General features: G+C 42.5%; 23 protein-coding genes. 15 read left to right on the top strand and 8 right to left on the bottom strand.

The annotated features are described in order from the left end of the window. The first annotated feature begins 37 nt into the window (after positions 1-37). The 3 genes from BLS28_RS02250 (at position 38) to BLS28_RS02240 (ending at position 2,884) form a co-directional block, all read left to right on the top strand. Positions 38-1,165: an aspartate aminotransferase family protein gene (locus BLS28_RS02250; RefSeq protein WP_091162678.1), complete on the top strand. Its 1,128-nt coding sequence runs from the start codon at positions 38-40 to the stop codon at positions 1,163-1,165. 79 nt (positions 1,166-1,244) lie between these two features. Continuing rightward, positions 1,245-2,192, top strand: a complete 948-nt coding sequence (locus BLS28_RS02245; protein ID WP_091162677.1) for an N-acetylornithine carbamoyltransferase — start codon at positions 1,245-1,247, stop codon at positions 2,190-2,192. Between the two features lie 83 nt (positions 2,193-2,275). Then, complete coding sequence (locus tag BLS28_RS02240; protein ID WP_091162676.1) at positions 2,276-2,884, top strand: FMN-binding negative transcriptional regulator; 609 nt, start codon at positions 2,276-2,278, stop codon at positions 2,882-2,884. A 42-nt stretch (positions 2,885-2,926) separates the two neighbouring features. Here BLS28_RS02240 and BLS28_RS02235 read toward each other — a convergent pair whose 3' ends face one another. After that, entirely contained in the window at positions 2,927-4,174 is a 1,248-nt protein-coding gene (locus tag BLS28_RS02235; protein ID WP_091162675.1) for a cation:proton antiporter, read from the bottom strand. 42 nt (positions 4,175-4,216) lie between these two features. Further along, positions 4,217-5,515, bottom strand: coding sequence for an NAD(P)/FAD-dependent oxidoreductase (locus BLS28_RS02230; RefSeq protein ID WP_143020676.1), 1,299 nt, complete (start codon positions 5,513-5,515; stop codon positions 4,217-4,219). Positions 5,516-5,719: 204 nt separating this feature from the next. Between BLS28_RS02230 and argB the strand changes: the two genes are divergently transcribed. The 4 genes from argB to BLS28_RS02210 all read left to right on the top strand — a co-directional run bounded on the left by argB (position 5,720) and on the right by BLS28_RS02210 (position 11,977). After that, positions 5,720-6,565 (top strand): acetylglutamate kinase, encoded by an 846-nt coding sequence (gene argB / locus BLS28_RS02225; protein ID WP_091162674.1) that lies wholly within the window; start codon positions 5,720-5,722, stop codon positions 6,563-6,565. After that, the gene (proC, locus tag BLS28_RS02220) at positions 6,562-7,380 is read left to right on the top strand and encodes a pyrroline-5-carboxylate reductase (RefSeq protein ID WP_090527080.1); all 819 of its coding nucleotides are present in this window, start codon (positions 6,562-6,564) and stop codon (positions 7,378-7,380) included. The genes argB and proC overlap by 4 nt, the downstream gene beginning before the upstream one ends. Before the next feature lie 195 nt (positions 7,381-7,575). Beyond that, positions 7,576-8,952 (top strand): aspartate kinase, encoded by a 1,377-nt coding sequence (locus tag BLS28_RS02215; protein WP_091162673.1) that lies wholly within the window; start codon positions 7,576-7,578, stop codon positions 8,950-8,952. 214 nt (positions 8,953-9,166) lie between these two features. Next, positions 9,167-11,977: a S9 family peptidase gene (locus tag BLS28_RS02210; protein WP_091162672.1), complete on the top strand. Its 2,811-nt coding sequence runs from the start codon at positions 9,167-9,169 to the stop codon at positions 11,975-11,977. 47 nt (positions 11,978-12,024) lie between these two features. On the opposite strand, the gene BLS28_RS02205 is transcribed toward BLS28_RS02210, so the two are convergent. Continuing rightward, entirely contained in the window at positions 12,025-12,741 is a 717-nt protein-coding gene (locus BLS28_RS02205) for a ZIP family metal transporter (protein ID WP_091162671.1), read from the bottom strand. Continuing rightward, positions 12,741-13,304: a phosphatase PAP2 family protein gene (locus tag BLS28_RS02200; RefSeq protein ID WP_091162670.1), complete on the bottom strand. Its 564-nt coding sequence runs from the start codon at positions 13,302-13,304 to the stop codon at positions 12,741-12,743. Before BLS28_RS02200 ends, BLS28_RS02205 begins: the two co-directional genes overlap by 1 nt. Positions 13,305-13,568: 264 nt before the next feature. Here BLS28_RS02200 and glmM point away from each other — a divergent pair, with 264 nt between their 5' ends. Together glmM and BLS28_RS02190 are read left to right on the top strand one after the other, a co-directional pair. Then, a complete protein-coding gene (gene glmM, locus BLS28_RS02195; RefSeq protein ID WP_090527070.1) occupies positions 13,569-14,960 on the top strand; it encodes a phosphoglucosamine mutase in 1,392 nt (463 codons plus the stop codon). 122 nt (positions 14,961-15,082) lie between these two features. Continuing rightward, complete coding sequence (locus tag BLS28_RS02190; protein WP_091162669.1) at positions 15,083-16,219, top strand: cysteine desulfurase family protein; 1,137 nt, start codon at positions 15,083-15,085, stop codon at positions 16,217-16,219. A 309-nt stretch (positions 16,220-16,528) separates the two neighbouring features. Here the strand turns inward: BLS28_RS02190 and rpoN are convergent, their stop codons facing one another. Further along, complete coding sequence (gene rpoN, locus BLS28_RS02185) at positions 16,529-18,004, bottom strand: RNA polymerase factor sigma-54 (protein ID WP_091162668.1); 1,476 nt, start codon at positions 18,002-18,004, stop codon at positions 16,529-16,531. Positions 18,005-18,180: 176 nt separating this feature from the next. Between rpoN and mscL the strand changes: the two genes are divergently transcribed. Beyond that, entirely contained in the window at positions 18,181-18,585 is a 405-nt protein-coding gene (mscL, locus tag BLS28_RS02180; RefSeq protein ID WP_090527064.1) for a large-conductance mechanosensitive channel protein MscL, read from the top strand. 176 nt (positions 18,586-18,761) lie between these two features. Here the strand turns inward: mscL and BLS28_RS02175 are convergent, their stop codons facing one another. Further along, positions 18,762-19,640 carry a ChaN family lipoprotein gene (locus tag BLS28_RS02175; protein WP_091162667.1) on the bottom strand — a complete coding sequence of 293 codons (879 nt, stop codon included), beginning with the start codon at positions 19,638-19,640 and terminating at the stop codon, positions 18,762-18,764. A 384-nt stretch (positions 19,641-20,024) separates the two neighbouring features. On the opposite strand from BLS28_RS02175, the gene rpmH reads away from it, so the two are divergent. From rpmH to tsaB, 4 genes are all read left to right on the top strand, one after another. Further along, the gene (gene rpmH / locus BLS28_RS02170; RefSeq protein ID WP_083878950.1) at positions 20,025-20,183 is read left to right on the top strand and encodes a 50S ribosomal protein L34; all 159 of its coding nucleotides are present in this window, start codon (positions 20,025-20,027) and stop codon (positions 20,181-20,183) included. Between the two features lie 76 nt (positions 20,184-20,259). After that, the gene (locus BLS28_RS02165) at positions 20,260-20,664 is read left to right on the top strand and encodes a ribonuclease P protein component (protein WP_091162666.1); all 405 of its coding nucleotides are present in this window, start codon (positions 20,260-20,262) and stop codon (positions 20,662-20,664) included. Positions 20,665-20,677: 13 nt separating this feature from the next. Then, on the top strand, positions 20,678-20,920 hold the full coding sequence (gene yidD, locus BLS28_RS02160; protein WP_167516103.1) for a membrane protein insertion efficiency factor YidD: 243 nt from the start codon (positions 20,678-20,680) through the stop codon (positions 20,918-20,920). Positions 20,921-20,929: 9 nt separating this feature from the next. Further along, positions 20,930-21,622, top strand: a complete 693-nt coding sequence (gene tsaB, locus BLS28_RS02155; protein ID WP_091162664.1) for a tRNA (adenosine(37)-N6)-threonylcarbamoyltransferase complex dimerization subunit type 1 TsaB — start codon at positions 20,930-20,932, stop codon at positions 21,620-21,622. Here tsaB and BLS28_RS02150 read toward each other — a convergent pair. Both BLS28_RS02150 and BLS28_RS02145 read right to left on the bottom strand, forming a co-directional pair. After that, a complete protein-coding gene (locus BLS28_RS02150) occupies positions 21,619-23,073 on the bottom strand; it encodes a DUF5723 family protein (RefSeq protein ID WP_091162663.1) in 1,455 nt (484 codons plus the stop codon). The two genes, tsaB and BLS28_RS02150, sit on opposite strands and share 4 nt — an antisense overlap. 136 nt (positions 23,074-23,209) lie before the next feature. Continuing rightward, complete coding sequence (locus BLS28_RS02145; protein ID WP_091162662.1) at positions 23,210-24,799, bottom strand: hypothetical protein; 1,590 nt, start codon at positions 24,797-24,799, stop codon at positions 23,210-23,212. 85 nt (positions 24,800-24,884) lie between these two features. Between BLS28_RS02145 and BLS28_RS02140 the strand changes: the two genes are divergently transcribed. Continuing rightward, positions 24,885-25,274, top strand: coding sequence for a DUF423 domain-containing protein (locus BLS28_RS02140; protein WP_090527050.1), 390 nt, complete (start codon positions 24,885-24,887; stop codon positions 25,272-25,274). Positions 25,275-25,280: the final 6 nt, after the last annotated feature.

Genomic DNA, 25,280 nt, shown 5'->3' with positions numbered 1-25,280 from the left:
TATTAATTAAGTACTAAATTTTTATACCATTTAAGAAATGAAATTATTTGATGTTTATCCTATAAATCCAATTAATATAGTTAGGGGCCAGGGCAGTTTAGTTTATGACGCTCACGATACTGAATACCTTGACATGTATGGTGGCCACGCCGTAATTTCTATCGGTCATACCCATCCAAACTACGTAAAACGTTTAGAAGATCAATTGCATAAACTTGGCTTTTATTCTAATTCTATCGAGATTCCTATTCAAAAAGAGTTAGCTCAAAAGTTGGGAAAAGTTTCAGGCAAGGAAGATTACCAGTTATTTCTGTGCAACTCCGGTGCCGAGGCTAATGAGAATGCTTTAAAACTGGCTTCTTTTTACAATGGAAAAAAGAAAGTAATTGCATTCAGCAAATCGTTCCACGGCCGTACCTCATTGGCTGTGGCGGTTACTGACAACCCGAAGATCGTCGCTCCTATCAACGAAACTGATAACGTGATTTTTTTGCCATGGGCCGATGAAGCAGCGCTGGAAGAAGCATTCAAAAACAACGAAATCACTTCAGTAATTATCGAAGGTATTCAGGGTGTTGGTGGTATCCAGGTTGCACCAGAGGGCTTCCTGCAAAAGATTCGCTCACTGTGCGATGAATATAATGCAGTATTCATTGCCGATTCTGTACAATGCGGTTACGGCCGTACAGGTAAATTCTTTTCGCATGATTTTGCCGGTGTTAATGCTGATATCTACAGTATGGCTAAAGGCATGGGTAATGGTTTCCCTGTGGGAGGTATCATCATTTCGCCTAAAATACAGCCGGTATATGGCATGTTAGGTACTACTTTTGGTGGGAACCATCTGGCTTGCGCTGCAGGTTTAGCCGTTCTTGAAACTATGGAACAGGATAACCTGTTGCAAAATGCTGCTGAAGTTGGCGGCTACTTAATAAAGGAGCTTAACAAGCTGGAACAGGTTAAAGAAGTTCGTGGCCGTGGTTTAATGATCGGTATAGAATTGCCCGAAGAATTGGCCCATGCCCGTAAAGAACTGTTAAACAAGCACCATATATTTACTGGTGAAGCTAAACCAAACGTGATCAGGTTATTACCTGCTTTGAACTTAACTAAAGCTCATGCCGATAGGTTCCTGGAAGCTTTTGTAAATGTATTGAATCAATAGACGCCCCTCTAAATCTCCCCTAAAGGGGAGACTTAAAAAAAATAGATGACAGAAAACACACCAATTAATTGTAAAGTTCATGAAACTATTCTCTTCTGTTAATGATGTTGCTGATGTTAACGCACTTGTAAAAGAGGCATTGGCGCTTAAGCAGGATCCCTTTGCCCACCAAAAGCTTGGTAAAAATAAAACACTTGCATTAGTGTTTTTAAATCCAAGTTTACGTACCCGAATGAGTACACAAAAAGCTGCTATCAATTTGGGCATGAATGTAATGGTGCTCAATATCGATAAAGAAGGCTGGGCACTTGAACTGCGCGACGGCGTGATCATGGATGGCACTACTGTTGAGCATATCCGTGAAGCCGCAGGCGTTATGGGCCAATACGCTGATATTATTGGCGTTCGTTCGTTCCCTGGCTTAAGGAACCGTGAGGAAGATTACAGCGAAATGATTTTCAATAAGTTTGTTGAATTTTGCAAAGTGCCGGTTGTGAGCCTGGAATCAGCTACCCGCCACCCGCTGCAAAGTTTGGCCGACTTGATCACTATTGAAGAGCTGAAAACAACAGCGCGTCCTAAAGTGGTTTTAACCTGGGCGCCGCATATCAAACCTTTGCCGCAGGCTGTTCCTAACTCATTCTCGGAGTGGATGTGCAAGGCGGATGTCGACTTTACTATCGTGCAGCCTAAAGGATATGAGCTTTGTACCGATTTTACCCAGGGTGCAAATATCTCTTATGATCAGGATGAGGCTTTAGCCGGCGCGGATTTCATCTACGTAAAAAACTGGTCGGCGTATGAGCCTTATGGCAATATATTAGGCAAACACGAAGAGTGGATGCTTACTAACAAAAAGCTGGAGCAAACCAACAATGCCAAAGTAATGCATTGCTTACCGGTGCGCCGTAACCTGGAGCTCTCTGACGAAATATTAGACGGGCCAAACTCAATCGTTGTACACGAAGCCGGCAACCGTGTTTGGGCTGCGCAAGCTGTGCTCAAACAGATGCTGGAAAGTTTGTAAGTAATTGTTGTTCATATAAAAGCAAGAATCAAAGCAAATCTGTCTTGGTTCTTGCTTCTTCTCGTCTTAAATCTTTCCTCCCGATGTATACGCCAAAACATTTCCAGTTAACGAATGAGCAGGAAGCAATCAGCTTTATGCAGCGCTATAGCTTTGCAACAATTGTAACAGCTACTGATAACGTTCCGTTTGCTACGCATCTTCCCTTCCTGGTAAGCAAACGCGATGATAAAATTGTTTTGTCGTCTCATTTCGCCAAGGCCAACCCGCAGGCTGCTGAAATTATTGGAAAGGAAATATTGGTGATCTTTACTGAGCCTCACGCTTATATCTCACCCAAACATTACGAAAAGGGAACCAACGTACCTACCTGGAATTATATCGCGGTACACGCTTACGGCAAAGCAACAATCCTGCCTGAAGGCGAACAAACAGCCAAGCTGTTAGCACAGATGATCGGTAATTATGAGGCCGATTATCTTACCCAATGGAACAATTTACCAGACGAATATAAGCAACGGATGATGAAAGGTCTAGTAGCCTTCGAAATCATAGTTGACGACCTGCAAGGCAAACAAAAACTTAGTCAAAACCGTAGCGAAACGGAACGGGAAAACATCATCAATGCATTAGGCAAAAGTACGGACACTACTGAAGCGGAGATTGGCAAATACATGTCGCGTCTTAAATAATATCCTACCGGGTTACGCTGCACCAAACCCGCGCAGCATGGTTTATTCTTCTATCTTTTTAGAAGCGCTGTTTATCATTCTGTTCAACGTCAATCCCTGAACTATTACCGAAAATATCACAATAAAATAACTGCCGGACAAAATCAGGTGCCGGTATGGCGTATTGGGTAAAGACAACGCAAGGGCTATAGATATAGCCCCGCGCAGACCGGCCCAGGTCATAATGTTGATATTGCTATAGTTCACTTTAAGAGTATGCCTTAAAAACGTTAGCGGCAGCATAATACTCAGCCAACGGGCTATTAAAACTGTAACTATAGAAAGGCTTCCCGTTACCCAGTAATTATTTACAAAAGGCAGGTTAACCAGTTGCAAGCCAATCATTACAAATAAAATGGTGTTCAGTATCTCATCAACCAGCTTCCAGAATTTCTCCAGCGCCTCGTGCGAACGTTCTTTATTATCCTGGTTAATAGATTGGCTCCCGGCAAACAGTCCAGCTGTAACAACTGATAATGGAATTGAAAAATCAAGCAAAACGGCCAATACGGATAAACCCATTACTAAGGCCAGCGAGATCAATACGATAGTTTGAAAATCCTTAACCGAGCGCATCAACCGGTGAGCGACATAACCTAAAATTCCCCCGGCTACTATCCCGCCAATAATTTCTTTAACAATAAGCGCTACAACCTTAGCCAGTTCAATTTTCTCTTCTCCTACCCGCGCCACCTCCAGGATGATCACAAACAGGATCAGCCCTATCCCATCATTAAAAAGCGATTCGCCCGAAATAATGGTTTCAAGATTGGCAGGTAACTTTGAATTACGGATAATGGCTGCAACCGCCACCGGATCGGTGGGTGAAATCAAAGCGCCGAACAACAGGCAATAGATCAGCGGCATATGGATATGAAAAAACGGGGCTACATAAAATAACAGGCATCCAAACACCGCAGTCGAAATAACAACCCCCAATGTGCTTAGTACAAATACGGGGCGCATTTCTCTCTTCAGCTTCCGGCCATCTAAGTTAAATGAGCTTGAAAAAAGCAGGAAACCAAGCAGCACATTCAATACCGCTTTTGAAAAGTTGATATTTTTGGCAAGTGTACCCAGGTAATCCGCTATCGACGAATCAATCTTATCTACAATAAGTATGGTGATAGAAGTAATGGTTGCCAGCAGCACAATGCCAATAGTGCCCGGCAGCTTAATAAAGCGGGCGTTAAGGTACGAAAATATCGCGCTGACAATAACCAGCAAAGCTATTACAACAAACAGATCCATAAATACTTACAAGTAAGGATTTAAAAGGATTATTGTTTGTTTTTATCTCGATTCGGGATCCGTCATTCGGGTTTCGGTATCAAAATAGCGTACGATGAGTCGGTTGTCGCTATTTTTGGTAAAATAGTTGATGGCCCAGCTAAAAAATATGATACCCTTATTGGTAAAGCCTGCAAGCGACATGATGTGTACAAATCCCCACACCAGCCAGGCAAAAAATCCCTGGAAATGAATTTTCCCCAAGTCGGCCACCGCTTTATTTCGGCCTATGGTTGCAAGCGAACCCTTGTCCTTGTATTTAAATGGCACCAACGGTTTACGGTCAAACATTCGGTACACGTTCTCACCCAGATTTTGTCCCTGCTGGATAGCTACCGGTGCAACACCCGGATGCCCGTTTGGATATTCATCCGTAATCATGGCAGCTACATCACCTATTGCATAAATATTTTCGTAACCTTTTACCTTGTTAAATTCATCAACCAGGATGCGGTTACCCCGCGCTATATTATCGGCAGAAATACCTTCAGGAAATTCCCCCTTTACTCCTGCCGCCCAAAGTACATTACGGGTTAACAGCGATGTGCCGTTATCTATCTTGAGTTCATAGCCATTATAGCTTTCCACGTGTGCGCTGTTATAAATGGTTACGTCCATATCCTGCAAAAACCTTTTCGCCTTGGCCCTCGCCCCCGGCGAAAACGCGGCCAGCAGTTCCGCTTTACCCTCAACAAGGTAAACACTCATGCTGTGTTTGCGCAAACCATGATAATCCTTCATTAATATCAGCTCGCGCATTTCGGCGAGTGCACCAGATAGCTCCACGCCGGTTGGCCCTCCTCCTACAACCACAAAGGTCATTAGCGCCGCTTTTTCTTCCGGATCTTTAGATACGAGCGACATTTCGAGGTTTTGCAGGATCAGGCTCCTTAAGTTTAATGCCTCAGGGATATTCTTCATCGGCATAGCAAAATGCTCTATCTCTTTGTTACCAAAAAAGTTGGTATTGGAGCCGGTAGCTATAGCAAGGTAATCGTAATAAATGGTACCGATGTCAGTATCAAGCGTATTAGTTTCGGGGTTGATCTTTTGCACCTCAGCAAGTGCGAATCGAAAATTCTTTTGCCTGGTAAAGATCCGGCGCAATGGAAAGCCAATTGAATCGGCAGCTATGGAGCCTCCTGCTACCTGGTACAACAAAGGCTGAAACGTGTGATAATTATGCTTGTCAATCATCAGTACATCAACGGGCGCATCTTTTAGTTTTTTAGCTAAATGGATCCCGCCAAATCCTCCGCCTATAATTGCCACCCGCGGCCTGGTATTCTTTTTTTGCTCCATAGATAGTTATAAGCAAGGATAATGCCTTAAAGTTTTCCAATATTACTAATTCTTTCATAATCAAATTGTAAACTTAAACTGCAAGTCCCATTATTCATTTTTAAATCAATTTTTGAAAAAACACGCTATATTTTCGTAATTTTAACAGTTTTCCGCTTAAAAAAGTGGAAATTTGGCACTAAAAGAGTTATATTAACAGCTGGAATGAATAAAATTGATACAGATCATATCAAAACGGGTAAATTACCATCAAAGAAGAGCCTTTATATAATCAAAATAGGTGGAAACGTTATTGATAACTCTGAAAACCTATATCATTTTTTAAAGGACTTTGAAGCGCTCGACGGCCTGAAGATCCTGGTACACGGCGGTGGAAAAGTGGCCACACAAATGGCCGAAGATTTAGGTATTGAATCGAAAATGGTTGATGGCAGGCGCATCACTGATATTGAAACGCTGAGGGTGGTCACCATGGTTTATGGAGGCCTCATCAATAAAAATATTGTAGCCCAGTTGCAGCGTTTTGGCAACAACGCCATAGGCCTGACCGGTGCCGATGGCAACTTTATTAAAGCGGTTAAACGGCCGGTAAAAACTATTGACTATGGTTTTGTGGGCGATATTGTTAAAGACTCTATCAACCCCGAAAATATAAGCCGGTTGATGGAAGCAGGCTTTACCCCCGTTTTCTGTGCTATAACGCATGACGGCGAAGGGCAGCTGCTAAATACAAATGCAGATACCATTGCTTCGGCATTGGCGGTATCGTTATCGGGATTATATGAAACCACCCTCATATACTGCTTTGAAAAAAAGGGTGTGCTAAAGGATATTAATGACGAAGAATCGCTGATCAGGGAAATTAACCCGCAGCACTACGAGGAACTAAAAGTGGAAAGGATAATACACAGTGGTATGCTACCTAAACTTGACAACGCTTTTACCGCAATTGCTTGTGGTGTGAAGGCAGTAATTATTGGCAAATCAGATGATCTGGGCCAATTGAAAGATAACAAACCATTTGGAACACGTTTAACAAAAAGCGCATGAACGCACAACAGCACATTTCAATATTAGGCTCCGGTAACATAGGGCTTTCATTAGCCAAAGGTTTGGTTAAAAAGGGTATTTGTAAACCCCAGCAAATATCATTAACCCGTCGTAACGTAGCTGCGCTGGCTCAATATGCCGAGCAGGGGTACCATGTGTCAGACAATAACCTGCGTGCCGTGCGCAAAGCCGATATTATTGTGCTGGCCGTACTGCCGCAACAACTCAATAAACTGTTAGACGAAATCAAACCTTCGTTAAAGCCGGATAAGCAATTATTGATCTCAGTTATCTCTGGCGTTAGCTGTGCCGATATCCGCCAGCACCTTGACCTAAATGTACAGGTGATCAGGGCAATGCCGAACACCGCGATTGCGATAGGCCACTCCATGACCTGTATCGCTACAGATAACGGCACCAATAAAAATATCAACATGACCAAATCATTGTTTGATACGGTTGGTGTAACTATCCAGATCAATGAAGAATTGATGACCTCGGCCACAGCTCTTTGTGCCTGTGGTATCGCTTTCTTTTTAAGGTCGATCCGCGCTGCTTCACAAGGCGGAACAGAGATTGGCTTTCATGCGCATGACGCCTTAAAGATGGCAGCCCAAACAGCCAAGGGAGCGGCCGACTTGTTACTACAACTGGCATCGCACCCCGAGCAGGAAATTGATAAGGTAACCTCGCCAAGCGGCTGTACTATTGCCGGCTTAAATGAAATGGAGCACCACGGTTTCAGTTCGGCCATGATCAAAGGCATCCGTCTGTCGGCCGAAAAAGCAGGTGATTTGTATAAAAAGGACAGTTAGTTTAAGCAGAAAGCTTAATGCCGAAGGTTTAAAGCTTTTAATCATTATATTTCAATCGTTTTGATAGCGTATATCAAAATGAGTTATTTTAAAAAAAGCAGTTCAGATACAAGCTATTTACATTCAACCAATTAATAAATAGCTACAACAATTGATATGGTTATGGTATTTGACTGCTGATCTTTTCAATATAAAATGTTAACAGTAGAAAAAATTGGCGGTACATCCATGACCGCTTTGGGTGATGTGATAAAAAACATTATCCTGTTTGAACGCAGCGGGGAACAACTTTACAACCGCATATTTGTAGTATCGGCATTTTCGGGGGTAACCAACCTCCTGCTCGAAAACAAAAAGACAGGCGCGCCGGGCGTATATCACAAGCTTGCCAATTATAAGGACTTCCATACGCCGTTAAAACAATTAATTACGCGTTTAAAGCAGATCAATAAAACTTATGAAGCCCTTGGCTTGAATATAGCCGAAGCCGATAAGTACATTGAAACAAGGATCAACGATGCTCAAACCTATCTGGAGAACCTGGCTAATATTCTGGCATCAGGGTATGTAGGTAAAGAAGGCATTTTACAGGCTGCGAGAGAGATCCTGGCATCTATAGGTGAAAGCCATTCGGCATTTAACTTTACCAATATCCTGCAAAATATGGGTATCAATGCTACTTTGGTTGACCTGAGCGGTTTTCATGACCACCGTGCATTAACCATTGATCAACGCATTAAGAAAGACCTTGCCCATATTGATTTTTCAAAAACCATTACCGTTGTTACCGGCTACGCCAAAGGCACGGAAGGTATTATGCGCGAGTTCGACCGCGGCTATTCGGAAGTTACTTTCAGTAAAATTGCCGTGGCTGTACAACCACAGGAAGCCATCATCCATAAAGAATACCACCTTTGCACTGCCGACCCTCAACTGGTTGGCGTTGAAAACTGTTTTCCGGTAGGTAACACCAACTATGATGTTGCCGATCAGCTGGCCGACGTGGGCATGGAAGCTATCCACCCAAAAGCGTCAAAACCGCTGGAAATAAATGATATCGACCTGCGGATCAAAAACACCTTTCAACCGGAACACCCGGGTACTCTGATTACCCGCGAATATATTTGTGATAAAAAGCGTGTTGAGGTTATCACCGGCACCGATAAGGTGATCATGATCGATATTTACGATCCCTCAATGGTTGGTAACGTAGGTACCGATTTTCATATCATGCAGTTGTTTTACAAGTTTGGCGTTAGCTATAGCTTCAAAGCCACCAGCGCTAACAGCATTTCTATAGTGATATGGGAGAAGGACTACAATAAAAAACTGATTGGCGAACTGGAAGATAATTACGAAAAAGTTGCTGTTGAAAAAATGGCGATGGTTTGCCTGATAGGCTCCAACATGGATCAGCCGGGTTTACTTGCCAAATCCGCAACAGCATTGGCCCAAAAAGGGATCAATATCAAAAGCTGTGGCTTTGCACTAAGAATGGTCAATATCCAGTTTTTGATAGCCCGCGAAGATTTCGATGAGGCGATCCGCGCTTTGAATAAAGCAATGTGCTAATTTTTGAGGTGTTTTTGAGGTGAAAGGCGAAAGCTAAAAGGCCAAAGGTTGTTTTTGGTTATTTAACATAATTCCTTTCACCTTTCACCTTTCACCTTTCACCTTTCACCTTTCACCTTTCACCTTTCACCTTTCACCTCAATTGTAACTTTACAGTAACTAATTTCTTTTAACCATAAGTTTTCAGCATATTTAGGTTTGACATCTTTCCTGTATGCGTAAACTTTTACTATCAGCCTGCCTGTTATTAGCTATTGGGTTTCATGTATCTGCTCAAAAAACAGCTAAAAAACCTTTAGATCATACTGTGTTTGACGGATGGCAAAGTATAGCAGGGCAACGCATCAGCAATGATGGTAAATGGATAGGTTATGTCATAAAGCCGCAGCAGGGCGATGCTGAACTGATTATAAAAGACGCCAGGAACGCTACTTTGGTAAAAATTCCGAGAGCTGACACAATTAAGATAAGCAGCGATTCAAAATTTGCTGTATGCCTTATCCGTCCGTTTTATAAGGATACCAGGCAGGCCAAAATAAAGAAGAAAAAACAATCGGATTTCCCTAAAGATACTTTAGGTATAATTACTTTAGGATCATCATCCGTAAGGAAAGTCCCGGCCATCCGTTCATTTAAAATAGCCGAAGATGCGGCTATTATTGCTTACCTCGCAACAGCCGATACGCTTAAAAAACCTGCATCAGGCGATACCACAAAAAAAGCGGTAGCTGCAACTGTAGCCCCGCCTACACATGAAGGTGCAGATTTAACTATTAAAAAGTTAAAAACCGCCGCCGAACGCTCTTTTAAATATGTTACCGAATACCAGGTCAGTAAAAATGGAAAATGGATTGCGTTTGCTGTAACAGCGCCGGCTAAACAAAAAGAGACTGTATCTGGTCTGTATTTATTTGATTCGGAAAAAAACACGGTTAAACAATTAAGCACCGGCAGGGGTAATTACCGTAACATCAGCATTGATGATGCCGGGCGCCAGGTAGCTTTTACTGCCGAAAAAAATCCGGAAAAGGCACTGGTAAAACCTTTTAAGCTTTATTACTACAACACGGCAAAAGATAGCGCGGAAGTTATTGCCGCTGCCGGAACTGCAGGCATATCCAATAACTGGGCGGTAAGTGGCGATGGCAAAGTGAGCTTTAGCAAAAGCGGCAATAGCCTTTTCTTTGGCACTGCGCCTATCCCCAAACCTGCCGATACCACCCTGGTTGATTTTGAGGTAGCCAAACTGGATATCTGGAACTACAAAGATGATTATCTGCAACCCCAGCAGCTCAAAAACCTGCAAACCGACCTAAAGCGTAGCTATCTTGCTGTGATAAAACCTGAAGAAACGAACGCCAAAACTGTTCAATTAGGTAACAAGGCCATCCCAGAAATATTAACTGCCGAAAATAAAGATGCCCGCTATGTTTTAGGACTTACGGATACCGGCGCACGCGTATCGGCCCAGTGGGAAGGAAGTACCCGGCAACAAGCCATTTTAATTGATACCCGGAGCGGCAATCACAGGTTTATTAATGCCTCTTTGGGCCGTTATTATGTCTCTCCGCAGGGCAATTATGTGCTGTGGTTTGATGTTAAAGATCAGGCATGGTACTGTTATACCATTGCAACAGGGCAAAAAATAAACCTGAGCAAAGCAACCGGCACCAAAATGGGCGACGAACTGAACGATGTGCCAGGGTATGCTTCGGCCTATGGTATGGCCGGCTGGTTAGCAGGAGACAAGGCGGTATTTATTTATGACCGGTACGACATATGGCGTTTTGACCCGGCAACGGGCGACGCGTTTAACTTTACCAAAGGCATCGGGCGCAAAAACAAACTGATCATGAGGTATGATCAAACTGACCCGGAGCAAAAATTCATCCCACTGAAAGAGCCGATGTGGCTGTTAACCCAAAACGAAGAAACCAAACAATGGGGATATTTCAGGAAGTTTCCTGAGGCTAACAACCTGCCTGAGAAAGTGACCATGGCCCCAATGAGTTATGATAACCTGCTGAAAGCTAAAAACGCCGATGCTTACATCTACACCAAGGCAAGCTATAAACAATCGCCTGACTTATACTTTTCATACGATTTAAAAAAGGAGATCAAGCTAAGCAATATCAACCCGCAGCAAAGTGAATATAACTGGGGCACTGCCGAGCTTGTGAGGTGGACGACACCTAAAGGCTATCAGTCGCAAGGCATCTTGTATAAGCCTGAAGACTTTGACCCGGCCAAAAAGTACCCGATGATAGTTTATTTTTATGAGAGACTTTCGGACGGGCTTTTTAACTATATAGCACCTGCTCCTACCCCTTCCCGCCTGCCTATCTCATTTTTTGTGAGCAACGGTTATCTTGTGTTCGCACCTGATATCAGCTATCAAACCGGCCATCCGGGGGCATCTGCGGTCGAGTTTGTAAATTCGGGTGTTGAGGCTTTAAAGAAACACACATGGGTTGATGCTGCACATATTGGCTTACAAGGCCAAAGCTGGGGCGGTTACCAGGTGGCTTACCTCATTACCCAAACCAATATGTATGCCGCAGCCTGGGCAGGCGCGCCTGTTGCCAACATGACTTCGGCCTATGGGGGGATCCGCTGGGAATCGGGCCTGAACAGGCAGTTTCAGTACGAAAAATCACAAAGCCGCATTGGCGCCACGCTTTGGGAAAAGCCTGAGCTGTATATCGAAAACTCGCCCTTGTTCCAGTTGCCCAAAGTAAAAACACCGGTAATGATCATGAGTAACGATGCCGATGGCGCTGTGCCCTGGTACCAGGGGATTGAAATGTTTACAGCTTTACGCCGTTTAGGTAAACCTGTTTGGTTACTGCAATACAATGGCGAGGCTCATAACCTGGTACTGCGCCAAAACCGCAAAGACATTACTATACGTGAGCAGCAATTCTTCGATCACTTTTTAAAAGGCGCGCCAATGCCGGTTTGGATGGATAAGGGAGTACCTGCAGTTGATAAAGGGAAAGACTGGGGCCTGGAGCTGGAAAAATAAAAACTTTATATAGAAATTATTTTACATAAAGTAATAGGATTAATAATCTACAACTCCTTCAAAAAACCCAGCAGCGCAATGGCTACACCAGCTAATACTGCCATCATTTTACGCATATTGAAACGGTGATCAGCACTCGATTCAAAGAGGATGGTAGTGGAGATATGCAGGAAGATGCCGATAACAACCCCCATGATCCTGTTAAAATAATGCTGCAGGTTACCAATGTTTCCGCTGCTTAACGCATCGCTGAAAAAATAACCTGCCGGCGCCATTACCGCGAATACCGCCACAAAAAGTATGGTTTTGTTTTTACCTTGTTTGTTAGTGAGCAACACTGTAGCCAACGCGAAGGCTGCCGGGATATGGTGTAAGGCAATGCCGTAAGCTAATTGATCCTGATTGCCCTGGGCAAGCGGCATTCCCTCCAAAAAAGCGTGCAGGCAAAGGCTTGCCATGATACCAATCGGGAAAACGGCCAGATCATGCGGGTGTTTGTGCATGTGGCCGTGCTCAATCCCGTCCGAAAATTGTTCAAGCACAATCTGGAACAGGAAGCCGACCAAGATGAATACGCCAACATAGTTATCATTACCATGATAGGCATCAGGAATCAGGTGCAAAACGGTAATACCAAACAGGTAAGCTCCACTAAACGACAGTACCAGTTTCAGCGTTTTATGGTTATCGCCCTTAAATAAAAATACAGAAGTACCGCCAAAAAAGGCGGCAAAAAAAAGCAGCAGAATTTTCCAATATCCCATTAAAAGGCAGGTTGTAATTTTTTAAACAATAATGAAAACAGCCATCCAACAAAGGCCCCATATAAAGCGCCGCACAATACATCTACCGGGAAATGAACCCCCACGTATACCTGTGCAAAGCAAATGCTGCCTGCCCAAAGTATCGCCCAAAGCCATACCCACCTCCATTTTCTGAAAAACACAAAGCCAAGGAATATCGCCATGGCAAAATGATCGGTGGCGTGGGTTGATGGAAAACTGTACCCGCTACCACAAGGCACACGGCTGATATCAGTTGCAGATACAACCGGATCACGGCAAGGGCGAAGCCGCTGAATATTGTGCTTGATAATAACTCCACTGGTGAAATCAGCAACGCCTGCCGATGCCGCCAGCAGCATTATAATAATAGCGCCTGTTTTTTTATATCGCCATAAACAAAAAACAATGATGAAAATATACAGCGGGATCCAGAATTTGGGGTTACGTAACAAGGGCATGATCCAGTCGAAAAACGAATTGGACAAGTCATGATTAATGAAATAAAATAAATGCCGGTCGAGGTTTAAAAGATAGTCGGGCATTGTTTTTTACTATAGGTGTTTGTTTGCTGTAATTTCCAAAGTTATCAAATAGCTTAAAAAAACCTTCAAATTTTAATACTTAGCAGCAGCATTATCCCGTTAAGCATAAAATAATGCGCAGGGATGACAATTAAAACCACCCTGCACCGTATTAAAAACAATAAATTAACCGTAACCTTATATGCAAGCGTTTGCGTAAATCCTTAAAACAATATCATTTGTAGCTTATATTTTTTACTTTTACCACACCAAAAACTTCGCATTTTGACATTAATAAAATCTATTTCAGGAATACGCGGCACCATAGGCGGTGCTGTTGGCGATGGTTTAACACCGCTTGATATTGTAAAATTCACTTCGGCCTACGGATCATGGGCTGTAAAAAAATCGGGGATTAAAAAGATTGTAGTAGGCCGTGATGCCCGTTTATCGGGTGCTATGGTGAACAATCTTGTTATTGGCACACTGCAGGGTTTGGGGATTGATGTTATTGATCTTGGTTTATCAACTACACCGACTGTTGAGGTTGCCGTTACGGGTGAGCAGGCAGCAGGTGGAATCATCCTAACCGCGAGCCACAACCCAAAACAATGGAACGCCCTTAAACTGCTCAATGCAAACGGCGAGTTCATCAGTGATGCCGATGGCAAGGAAGTGCTAACAATTGCCGAATACAGCGACTTTAATTATGCCGATGTAAACGATTTGGGTAAAGTTACTCATGATGATACCTGGCTTCAAAAACACATCGACCTTGTACTGGCCTTGCCGCTGGTTGATGTTGAGGCTATAAAGAAAGCCAACTTTAAAGTGGTAATAGATTGTGTTAACTCAACAGGCGGTATTTTTGTACCGGCCTTGCTGAAAGCTTTAGGCGTTGAAACCGTTCACGAACTGTATTGTGAGCCGGATGGCAATTTTCCGCATAATCCCGAGCCGCTTCCTGAAAACCTGATAGCTTTATCAAAAGAGGTTGTGGGTAAACGTGCCGATTTGGGTATTGCTGTTGATCCGGATGTAGACCGCCTTTGCTTTGTTTGCGAAGATGGTAACATGTTTGGCGAAGAATATACGCTGGTTGCCGTAGCCGATTATGTTTTGAAAAACAATGTGGGCAATACAGTATCTAACCTGTCATCAACCCGTGCGCTGCGCGACGTAACTGAAAAAGCAGGCGGCGAATACCATGCGGCTGCGGTTGGGGAGGTTAACGTGGTTAACAAAATGAAAGAAGTTAACGCTGTTATTGGCGGCGAAGGTAATGGCGGGGTTATTTACCCTGAGTTACATTATGGCCGTGACGCTTTAGTCGGTATCGCGTTGTTTTTAACTCATCTGGCTAAATATGGTAAATCGGTTTCGAGTTTGCGTGCGTCATATCCGGGTTATTTTATTTCAAAAAATAAGATAACGTTAACACCCGAAATGGACATAGACGCCCTTTTGGCGAAAGTTGAAGAAAAATACATCAAGCAGCCCCACTCAACAATTGATGGCCTGAAAATAGAATTTGATAAAGAATGGGTACATTTGCGGAGGTCAAACACCGAACCCATTATCAGGATCTACTCTGAAGGTAATTCTGAAACCGTGGCAAACGGTTTGGCCAATAAGATCATCATCGATATTAAGGAGATCTTACAACTGAAAGGTTAATTTTACTGGTATTAAAAATAGCAGGCAACCGGCGGTAAATACCGTTGGTTGCTTGCTTATATATAATTACCGGGCATGTGTTTTTGAAGTTACTGATCCATTAATTTATAAATTTAAAAAAAATGCGCGTTTATTTTGATAATGCCGCCACTACGCCGCTTGATCCGGATGTGATGAAGGAGATGTATAAGGTGATGGAAAGCCAGTTTGGTAATCCGTCGTCAATACATGCCCACGGCCGGGAAGCCCGTACTTTAATTGAGCGTTCGCGGAAAACGATTGCCGGTTTACTGCACACCTCGCCCGCCGAAATCTTTTTTACATCAAGCGGTACGGAGGCCGATAACACGGCTATCAGGTGTGGGATCATTGATCACAAAATTACCCATGCTATCACCAGCCCCACCGAGCATCACGCAGTGCTCCACACGCTGGAAGCAATGGAAAAATCGGGCATTATTAAATTGAGCCTGGTAAATATAGACAGCAAGGGTGTTATTGATTATGATCATCTGGAAACATTATTGAAAGAAAATGAACGCAGTTTTGTTTCATTAATGCATGCCAATAACGAAATAGGCACCCTATCGGACATGGAACGTATTGGTGACCTGTGCGAAGCATACAATGCCATTTATCATTGTGATACTGTGCAAACCATGGGCCATTACCAGCATGACCTGAGCAAGCTTAAAGCTCATTTTGTGGTATGTGCCGGCCATAAATTGCATGGGCCTAAGGGAGTGGGTTTCCTGCATATCAATCATAAAATCAAAATAAAACCTTTTATTTACGGTGGTGCCCAGGAACGCAATATGCGTGGCGGTACCGAAAATATTTACGGCATAGTTGGTTTGGCCAAAGCGCTTGAACTTGCTTACGGCGAAATGGAACAGCACCAAAACCACATTCAGGGCTTAAAATCATACATGATGGAGCAACTGATAGCCAACGTACCGGGCGTAAATTTTAACGGAGAAACCGCCCCTGACAAAAGTTTATATACAGTATTGAACGTGGCCTTCCCTGAGATGGAAATGAGCGATATGTTGCTGTTTAACCTTGATATTGCCGGGATCTCCGCTTCGGGTGGCAGCGCCTGCAGTTCGGGTAGCGATATTGGTTCGCACGTGTTAACTGCTATCGGAGCCAGCTCTTCACGGCCATCGGTACGTTTCTCGTTCTCAAAGTATAATACAAAAGAAGAAGTTGATTTTGTAGTAGCCAAAGTTCGTGAGCTTTGTGCTGTGAATGTATAAGCTTGAAAATACGCTAATATAAACGCCTTAAGAACTTGGTTCTTAAGGCGTTTTACTTTGGCAGGGGCATGCTAAGTAACTTAAATCCGGGGCCTCTGAAGGTGAAATAACAAAGAGGGCCTGTCAGTCTGAGCCTGTCGAAGACTCGTGCGCAGAGGCCCGCCCGCCATACTTCGACGGGCTCAGTATGACACCCCTTTTTTAAGTTGTCATGGGTAATTTGTTTCAGCGCCTCATACGCTAAGCACACTGCCAAGCAAATCTGATTTGCAACTAATCTCTAATCTCCGACCTCTAATCTCTAAAAAGCTACAACTCCTTCCTCAACCTTGCCACCGGGATGTTCATTTGTTCGCGGTATTTGGCTACGGTACGGCGGGCTATGTTGTAGCCGGCGTCTTTGAGTATTTCGGTCAATTTTTCATCAGCAAGCGGGTGACGTTTATCTTCTTTGCCGATATGCTCTTCCAAAATCTTTTTAACCTCTTTATTGGATACTTCCTCACCGCTTTCGGTTTGGATGGCTTCGGAGAAGAAAGATTTCAGCAGAAAGGTACCAAACTCGGTTTGTACATACTTGGAGTTGGCTACCCGGGATACCGTTGAAATATCCATTCCAATCCTGTCGGCAATGTCTTTCAGGATCATCGGCTTCAGGTTTTTATCATCACCGGTAAGAAAAAACTCATACTGGTACTGCATAATGGCATTCATGGTTTTAAGCAGCGTTTGCTGGCGCTGTTTAATAGCATCAATAAACCACTTGGCCGAATCAAGCTTTTGCTTTACAAACTGCACTGCTTCCTTCAGCTTTTTATCCTTTTGGGAAGCCTTGTCATAATGCTGAAACATTTCCTGGTATGAGCGGCTTACCCTAAGTTCGGGGGCGTTTTTTGAATTGAGGGTAAGGATGAGCACGCCATCATTGTTAGTGATATGAAAATCAGGGATCACCTGCATTTGCTTGGTGTTGATCTCGTTTGAATCGCCGGGTTTGGGATTGAGTTTTAAGATCTCATTGACCACCGCACGCAACTCAACGGAGTTCATATTCAATGATTTTTCAAGCTTATCGTAATGTTTACGGGTAAACTCATCCAAATAATGTTCAACAACCTGTATGGCTTTTTTTACGATCGGGTCGCTTGCATCTTTTTTGCGAAGCTGGATCAGCAGGCATTCCTGTAAGCTGCGCGCGCCTACCCCAGGGGGGTCAAAGCCCTGGATTACCTTGAGCATCTCTTCTACTTCGTCATCCTCAGCCAATACATTTTGTGAAAATGCAAGGTCGTCGGTTAGCGACATGATGGGGCGGCGCAGATAGCCGTCGTCATCAAGGCTGCCTATGATTTGCTTGCCGATCATGAAATCTTTATCACTTAGGGGAAGCAGGTCTAACTGGGCTTGCAGACTTTCAAAAAATGAGCTTTGCACAGCAATAGGGATCTCTTTACGCTCATCCTCATCGTCACCATTTTGATCATAGCGAGATCCGTAATCGTTTACGTTATCTTCCTGCAGGTAGTCGTCAATATTAAATTCATCCATCTCGCCCTTTTCCTCATCGTTGTTATAATTATCTTCGTCGGGGTCGCGGTCGGGATATTGTTCTTCGGGTTCGTTTAGGTTGGTAAGGCTCAGATCTTCAAGCGCGGGGTTTTCTTCCAGTTCTTCTTTTATCCGGGTATCAAGCGAAACAGTAGGCACCTGCAGCAATTTTATAAATTGTATTTGCTGGGGCGAAAGTTTTTGTAAAAGTTTTTGTTGAAGGTTCTGTTTAAGCATAATTAAGATGTAGCCAAAAATACATCAAATTAATATCAACTAAAAATTACTTGAGGTATCTGCTTTAAAGTTGTTAAATGTTTTAGGCATACCAATTGTTTTAGCGCTATCAAAAAAACTATATGAATTGATAGTTTATGTAATATTATTAACTTTAAGTAACCAAACTTTAATTTATGGCAATAGTAAAAGAGTTTAAAGAATTTGCAATGCGGGGCAACGTGGTTGACCTTGCTGTGGGTGTTATCATTGGCGCTGCTTTTGGTAAAATTGTTACCTCGCTGGTTGCAGATATTATTATGCCACCTATTGGCATGGCAACCGGGGGTATTGATTTTAAAGATTTAAAGTACGTACTTAAACCGGCTGTTGATAAAACACCCGAAACCGCGATTAATTACGGTTTATTTATCAATAATGTAATTGATTTTTTAATCGTTGCTTTTTGTATCTTTTTAATTGTTAAGGGTATCAACTCTTTGAAGAAAAAAGAAGAAGCAGCCCCGGCAGCGCCACCTGAACCAACTAAAGAAGAAGTTTTACTTACCGAAATCCGCGATTTACTGGCTAAGAAAGCTTAATGGAATTTAGTTCATAGTTGATGGTTCATAGTTCATAGCTATAAGAAAAACCGCGAACCATAAAATTTGGTAACCATGATTGATAGTTAGGAAATAGTTAATGGTTCATATATAGCCATATAGCACAAAAACCATGAACTATGGTCCATCGACTATGAACTATCAACCATGAACTATCAAAAAGTTTTCGGCAGCTTAGGATCAGTTAAAATGATATAGTCGGCCATGCCGGCTAATTTGCTCCAGTCGGGCTTGTCAAAACTATCATCCATGTAGGTTGATATGTTAAGCACGCGTAATTTGGGTGCGTATTTTTTAAGTTGGGCTACCGCGCCCAGTTTTTCTTCACTGTGAAAGCCGCCGTTAAGCTGCAATACTTTAAAGCCGGAGTGGTTTTTCAGGAATTTCGCTATCGACCAGCCCATGGTAGCATCCCAAAGGTTTTGCGATTGGTAAATCTGCATGCCCGGCATTGAGGCATGACCTCCCATTATTTTAGCAAATTTATCATAATAGGCCCCGGTAGCAGTATCGATAGGCAGCGGCGCAAGATAGCTTTTAGCCTGCGCATCAAGCTGCTTTAAAGCATCAAGGCCCCCGCGTGTAACCATGTTGGTATAGCGGGTTGGAGCGTTGGCTGCTATTACCGGCAGATGATTGGATTTGGCAAGTTCAACAAGCGGTTTGTAATCCTTATAGTTAGGCCAGGTACGTGCATCTGTTACCAGATTTTTTTCGCGAATAAGCCCCGCGAGATATTCATTCAGCACCAGCTGACAGTCAGTTTGAAACATCTCCATGGAAAGCGCCGTTTTCTGCGGATATTTTTCCGAAAGCTTTTTGAACAAGCTAAACTCCAGATAGTGCGCCGTTGAATCATTATGCTCTTCGCCAAAAAAAAGCGCATCAGCATTGGCCATGTCATTAACAATATCATCGGGCGTGATGATCTTTTGTGCCGATGTGCTGTAAATTTTATAATGTGTTGCAGGTAGTTCCTGCGCTATGGTAACAGCCGATAAGGAAATAAAAAGTATGGAGAGGATTAATTTCATTTGTTAGGACAACCTGTTGAATTTACACTTTGTTAATGATTCGGAACTATTTATTCAGCTTTTTTTAGCAAATGCCGTAGTTCGCGATTGCACATTGTTGCAAAATTGAATCTGTAACAAATAATTAATGTTAAATTTAACTTTTTATTTAATATGATTTGTAATGATAGCTTAGCGCTGTTATTTAGTTCAGACAATGAACAGGATTTCGAATTTAATTATTGCGTATACAATTAGTTTTCCGGAAAAAGTGCCACTGATTTGCAGCCACCGGGCGGCAGCACACATGTTATTATAAATAAGAAAAATAGTGTTTGAATTATTAAATAAAATAACTACATTTGCGCTCTTGTTTTAAAAAGACGAATAGAATAAAATATAGCCATGAAAAGAACGTTTCAGCCTTCTCAAAGAAAAAGAAGAAATAAACACGGTTTCCGTGAACGCATGTCAACTGCTAACGGTAGAAGAGTATTAGCAGCCAGAAGAGCTAAAGGCAGAAAAAGGTTAACTGTTTCTGACGAAGGCAGGCACAAAGCATAATTGAGGTTGCCCTACCCTATTTATAAGGGTTTGGAACCGCTTATCTGCTTTATCCTTCGGTTCAAAAATGGCAACTATGTATACTTTTAAAAAAGAAGAACGGTTATGTAACAAAAGGCTTATTGACAAGCTTTTTCATAACGGTTCTTCTTTTTTATGTTATCCCTTCCGGGTATCCTGGCTTGTCAATCCCGAGCCACAGCCCTATCCTGCGCAAATTCTTTTTTCCGTTCCTAAAAAGCGTTATAAACACGCCGTTGACCGTAATTTGGTAAAACGACTGATGCGCGAAGCGTACAGGCTCCACAAACAGCAGCATCTTTATGATATTCTGCAGCAAGCGGATAAAAAGATAATTATTTCGGTAGGCTATGTAGGCAAACAAATTGAACCATACCTTTTCATCGAAAAAAAAATGCTGAGGATGCTTGCCCAGCTTTCAGGTGAGTTAACTGCTGCAATACCAGTCACGGCTAATTAACATGAATGGGCTTATGGATACAATCACCAGGTTTTTAAAAGCAATAGTTGGGGGAGTTTTCATCATCCTTATCAAATTTTACCAATATTTTATATCGCCGCTTTCAGCTGCATCATGCCGGTATACACCCACCTGCTCGCAGTACGGTGTTGAAGCCATCAGGAAGTATGGCGCTTTTAAAGGTGGTTGGTTAACCATAAAGCGCATTGCCAGTTGTAATCCCTGGGGTGGTCATGGGCATGATCCGGTACCATAAATTTATAATATGAGCCTTATACTTCAAATAGAAACAGCAACAACATCCTGCTCGGTAGCACTTGCCCGCGATGGCAAGGTTTTGGACTTTAAACAAATAAATGTCCGTAATATCCATGCTGAAGTTATTACTTTATATATCGATGAATTGCTGAATAAATCGGGAGTAACTTATAACGAGCTTGATGCTATTGCTGTGAGCAGCGGTCCGGGGTCATACACCGGTTTACGAATAGGTGTATCTACCGCCAAAGGATTGTGCTTCGCCCTTGATAAACCTTTGATAGCGGTTGAAACACTTGAGGCTATGGCTTATGGCGTTATTAACAGCCTGGGGGATGCTGCTGATGGAAATATGCTGTTATGCCCGATGATAGATGCCCGCCGAATGGAGGTTTACACAGCATTATTTGATGCTGCCGGCAACAGAGTGCGTGAAACAGCTGCTGATATTATAGAAGGAAACAGTTTTGCCAACTATTTGAAAGACCATCAGATCCTGTTTTTGGGTGATGGTGCCGAAAAGTGCAAAGGTGTTTTAAGTGAAAGCCCAAATGCCTTGTTTTTGGATGATTTTGTAAACTCGGCAACATATCTTACCCAAAAAGCAGCTCAAAAATTTACTGATGGCGCATTTGAAGATGTAGCTTATTACGAGCCTTACTACCTTAAGGATTTTATAGCCGGGAAAAAAGCGCTTTAATTATTGGTTTTAAAAATACGGCCAAACAAACGGCCCAAAAATCCTTTTTCGCCCATAGGGATATAGCTGGAGTTCATGGGATGTTCAATTACCCGTCCAAATTTCAATGAAAAGCCCAGGAAGATATCCGCCCCGCTATAGTTGCCTACCCTATTTATTTGATTGGTATTATTTAAAGCGGCCAGAGTAAGGTGGCCCGTATTTAGTAAGCGTTCGGAACCTATAAAAAATTCGACATTAGGGGATTTTACCATAATTTGTGCGCCGAGATTAAATAATTTATAATCGTCATAAGTGGCCGTTAAGGTAGCTATCAGGTTGTTTTTCTGTACCGAGTTAACCATTGCTCCGGTAAAACCGGAAAAGAACATTTCTTTTTGGGCTACAACCGTTGGGAAATATCTGTATGTTTTTTCATCATCAAGCCAGTAGCTTTTGGATACGCTCAATTCGGCTTTGGCATTTGTTTTTGTGTTAAATGAGGTAACCATTCCGTTACCCCTGACCAATTCATATACAGCATTATATATATTCTCATCACGATGCTTGGATGTAATATCTGTTATATTTGTTGTGTTATTAAAATCAGTAATGGTTGAGCGCTTGTTCCAGTGAATAAAGCCAAGGTCTTTTATATTACCTTGTATCAGGATCCCATCCTCTGTTCGGTAAGTTGCACCCATTGATATCGCCGCACCTGGGTTGCGAAACGTTGGTAAAAAGTCACGCCCATCCAGTCTGCCGGGCACATAGCTCCTGTAATACCGTCCCCTCATATAAACGTCGGCATTGTCATTGTCAGGATTTGCCGGGACCCGGTTAATCTGCAGGCTCGACTCCTCCACATCTATTTTGTTATATTGAACACCAGACAGGTAGCTCAGCTTAAAACCTAAGGAGAGTTGTTTATTAACCTGCTCCCGGTAGATATAACTTAACTGGTCATACATCTGCATCCTATAATGGTTGTTGAATATATTATCATAATTATCACGCGCAAAATTTGACGGTCCATCAAGAAAAGCTATAGACTCATCGGTAACCAGGCCTTTACCTTCCACTTTGGTTTGGGCCGAAAAGCCCATTTCAACATTGCCGTTTAAGCTGGTGAAAAGTTTAACCATTACCGCATATGAATTGGCGTTTACATTGAAATGATTTAAAGCATTTCGGCCGATGCGCAATGATGAGGTATTATAATAAGAAGGGCTTGCAAATGCGCGGCTTTTCAGCGGCCGTTGTATATTGCCGGTTACATAAAAATTAGCATCGAAATTCGGGATGAAAAAATTGAATGCTACCCCCCGGCTCGAATCGGGGATAAAGGCTCTTTGTGAAGGATTTTCAAATGAATCGTAAAGCGTGCCGGTATTATATTGCGAAAACTGTTGAGCCGATACGGATAAAGAACAAAAAATAAAGAAAAGAATAGTAAAGAAGATTTTATTCATAATTGGCTCACATATCTTGCCCCGAATCTACTTAAAGAAAAGAACTCAAAGCTGATTGTCTGTAAATTTTTTACAAATTGCTATTTGTAATGTTTTACGAAATTTGGCGGGTATTGTTGTGTAAACGTAAATAAATTTATTTTTTAACTGCACTTGTATCCGGAACATTTAGGCGCATACAAAAATTGGTATAAAAGTTTCTGTCGGATGCAGTGAGTTGGAAGGCAGCACCATAATAATTTTTCCAACCGGGGTCGCTGTTTTCAAAAGCATCGTAAAAAGGCCTTTTTAAATCGCGTTTTAATAAAGGCTGCATGTTTTTAAAGTTAATAAAGAAGGCCACATTGCTCCTTTCGGCCAGCAAATTATCAAACTGGGTATACTGATCGGTTTTTCCTATGAATTTGCGGTTGAAGTAGGTGTCGTTATAACTTTCTAACTCGGATACCGAAGTGGCAAGTATGAGATAATTATCAATGATCATAAAGTAAGGTTTCCGGAAAATGCTGAATGCATCGCCCAATAAAAAGAAAGGCAATTTTTCATAATTAAACTGGCCAACTTTATCGGTAACCATATTACTGATGTTCATCATCACCGGAAAAAGCTTTGAGCCATCCTTAACAGAAATGATGGCAAATTTTTCAAAGTACCGCGTGGTAACTATCGCGAACTCGTTACCGAGCAGCTTTTCAAACTCGGGTTTTACAAACAGCCCTGCTTCTGATTTTACCTTATTCAAAAGTTCATTCTTTTCCTTGCCCACTCCCGCTTTATCATGCCACTGTGAAAGGTCGGTTTCAAACTTTTTAGGATCTGAAACGGCGAAGCTTGTGCTGTAGGCAGTTGTGGCCGGGAAAATATCTTTTAAATGATTCTCGACAGGTTGCTGGGCCGAAAAAATGTTTAAATAACTGGTTGCATTATTTCGTTTAGTGGTGAACCCGTTAAACATCAAAGCATCGCTTTTGTAATTTAAGTTTAATGCCGCATAGGCCGGCAGCATTCTAAAGCTCTTAAAAAGATCGGTAGTTTTATTAAGGAAGAGCTGATCAAAAAACTGATTAAGCTGGTTGTAATTAATATAAAGATTGGCAAGTGAATTGGCGTTTTGCTGCTCAGGCAACGGTACAAAGCCATTATGGCCTTTATCCTGCTGGTAGATGGCGCTATGATCAACCAAATCTTTTGAAAAACTGCCCGAAAATATATTGTCGCCGGTTTTAATGAGGTAAAAATGTTTATTGAGCGGCTTAACATATATATTATAACCCTGGCTTGCCGCTATTTGCATAGGCGCTATTTGTAAAGCGCTTTTGGCATTGCCTGTTAAATGATTAAACATAGTTGCCGAAAAAGCTTTTGATGCCGAGGTGGTTACGAGCAAATCTATATTATCATTATTTGTAGGATGAAGGGAAACGAAAATGTTTTGGCCTGTAAAAAATTGATCAAGCTGTGGAGAGGCAATAAGCAACTTGCGTAAGGTGTCAAGTTCATGTAATTTGCCGGGGCCAACAAAAGTGCTCAAGAGCTGGTTGCCGGCAAAAATATCATAAAATCCCTTTTCATTACCAAACTCAAATACTGCCACCGCATTATCAGGAATAGCGCGCATAACCTGCCCGGTACGCACTCCCGGCGGACTTAAATTTTTAAAATATAACACCGTTACCAACACGGTAGCTATAATCAAAAATATAGTGGTTACTATCAGTCGTTTCATAGCAGGGGCGTGCAGCAAATATAGAATTTTACCCCACGGCGTTAAAGTAATACTTTCAATTGGTTAACTTAGCTTTTTATATCGCATGAACAAACAAATAATTATTACCGCTTCGTTTTTAGGTATGCTGGCCGTTATCACCGGCGCTTTTGGAGCCCACGGTTTAAAAGCGTTGCTTGCCCCCGCCCAGCTTGAGGTTTGGCATACTGCTGTACAATACAACTTCTATCATGTATTTGCCCTGCTTTTTTTAGCAGTTTTTGCGCGCGAAAAGAGCGGGGGCTTAATATCGGCAGCTTACTACCTGTTCACTTTCGGCATTATATTCTTTTCAGGTTCGCTGTACCTGTTATCATGCCGCGATCTGCTTGGCTGGAACTGGCTTATAGCCATGGGGCCAATTACACCCATTGGTGGTTTGTTGTTCATTTTGGGCTGGCTGATGCTGGCATTAGCTGCTATCCGCAACAAATAATAAACG

This window comes from Mucilaginibacter gossypii (genome assembly GCF_900100945.1).
Classification (GTDB): Bacteria; Bacteroidota; Bacteroidia; order Sphingobacteriales; family Sphingobacteriaceae; genus Mucilaginibacter; species Mucilaginibacter gossypii.
This window is presented reverse-complemented; position numbering and strand designations above follow the sequence as displayed.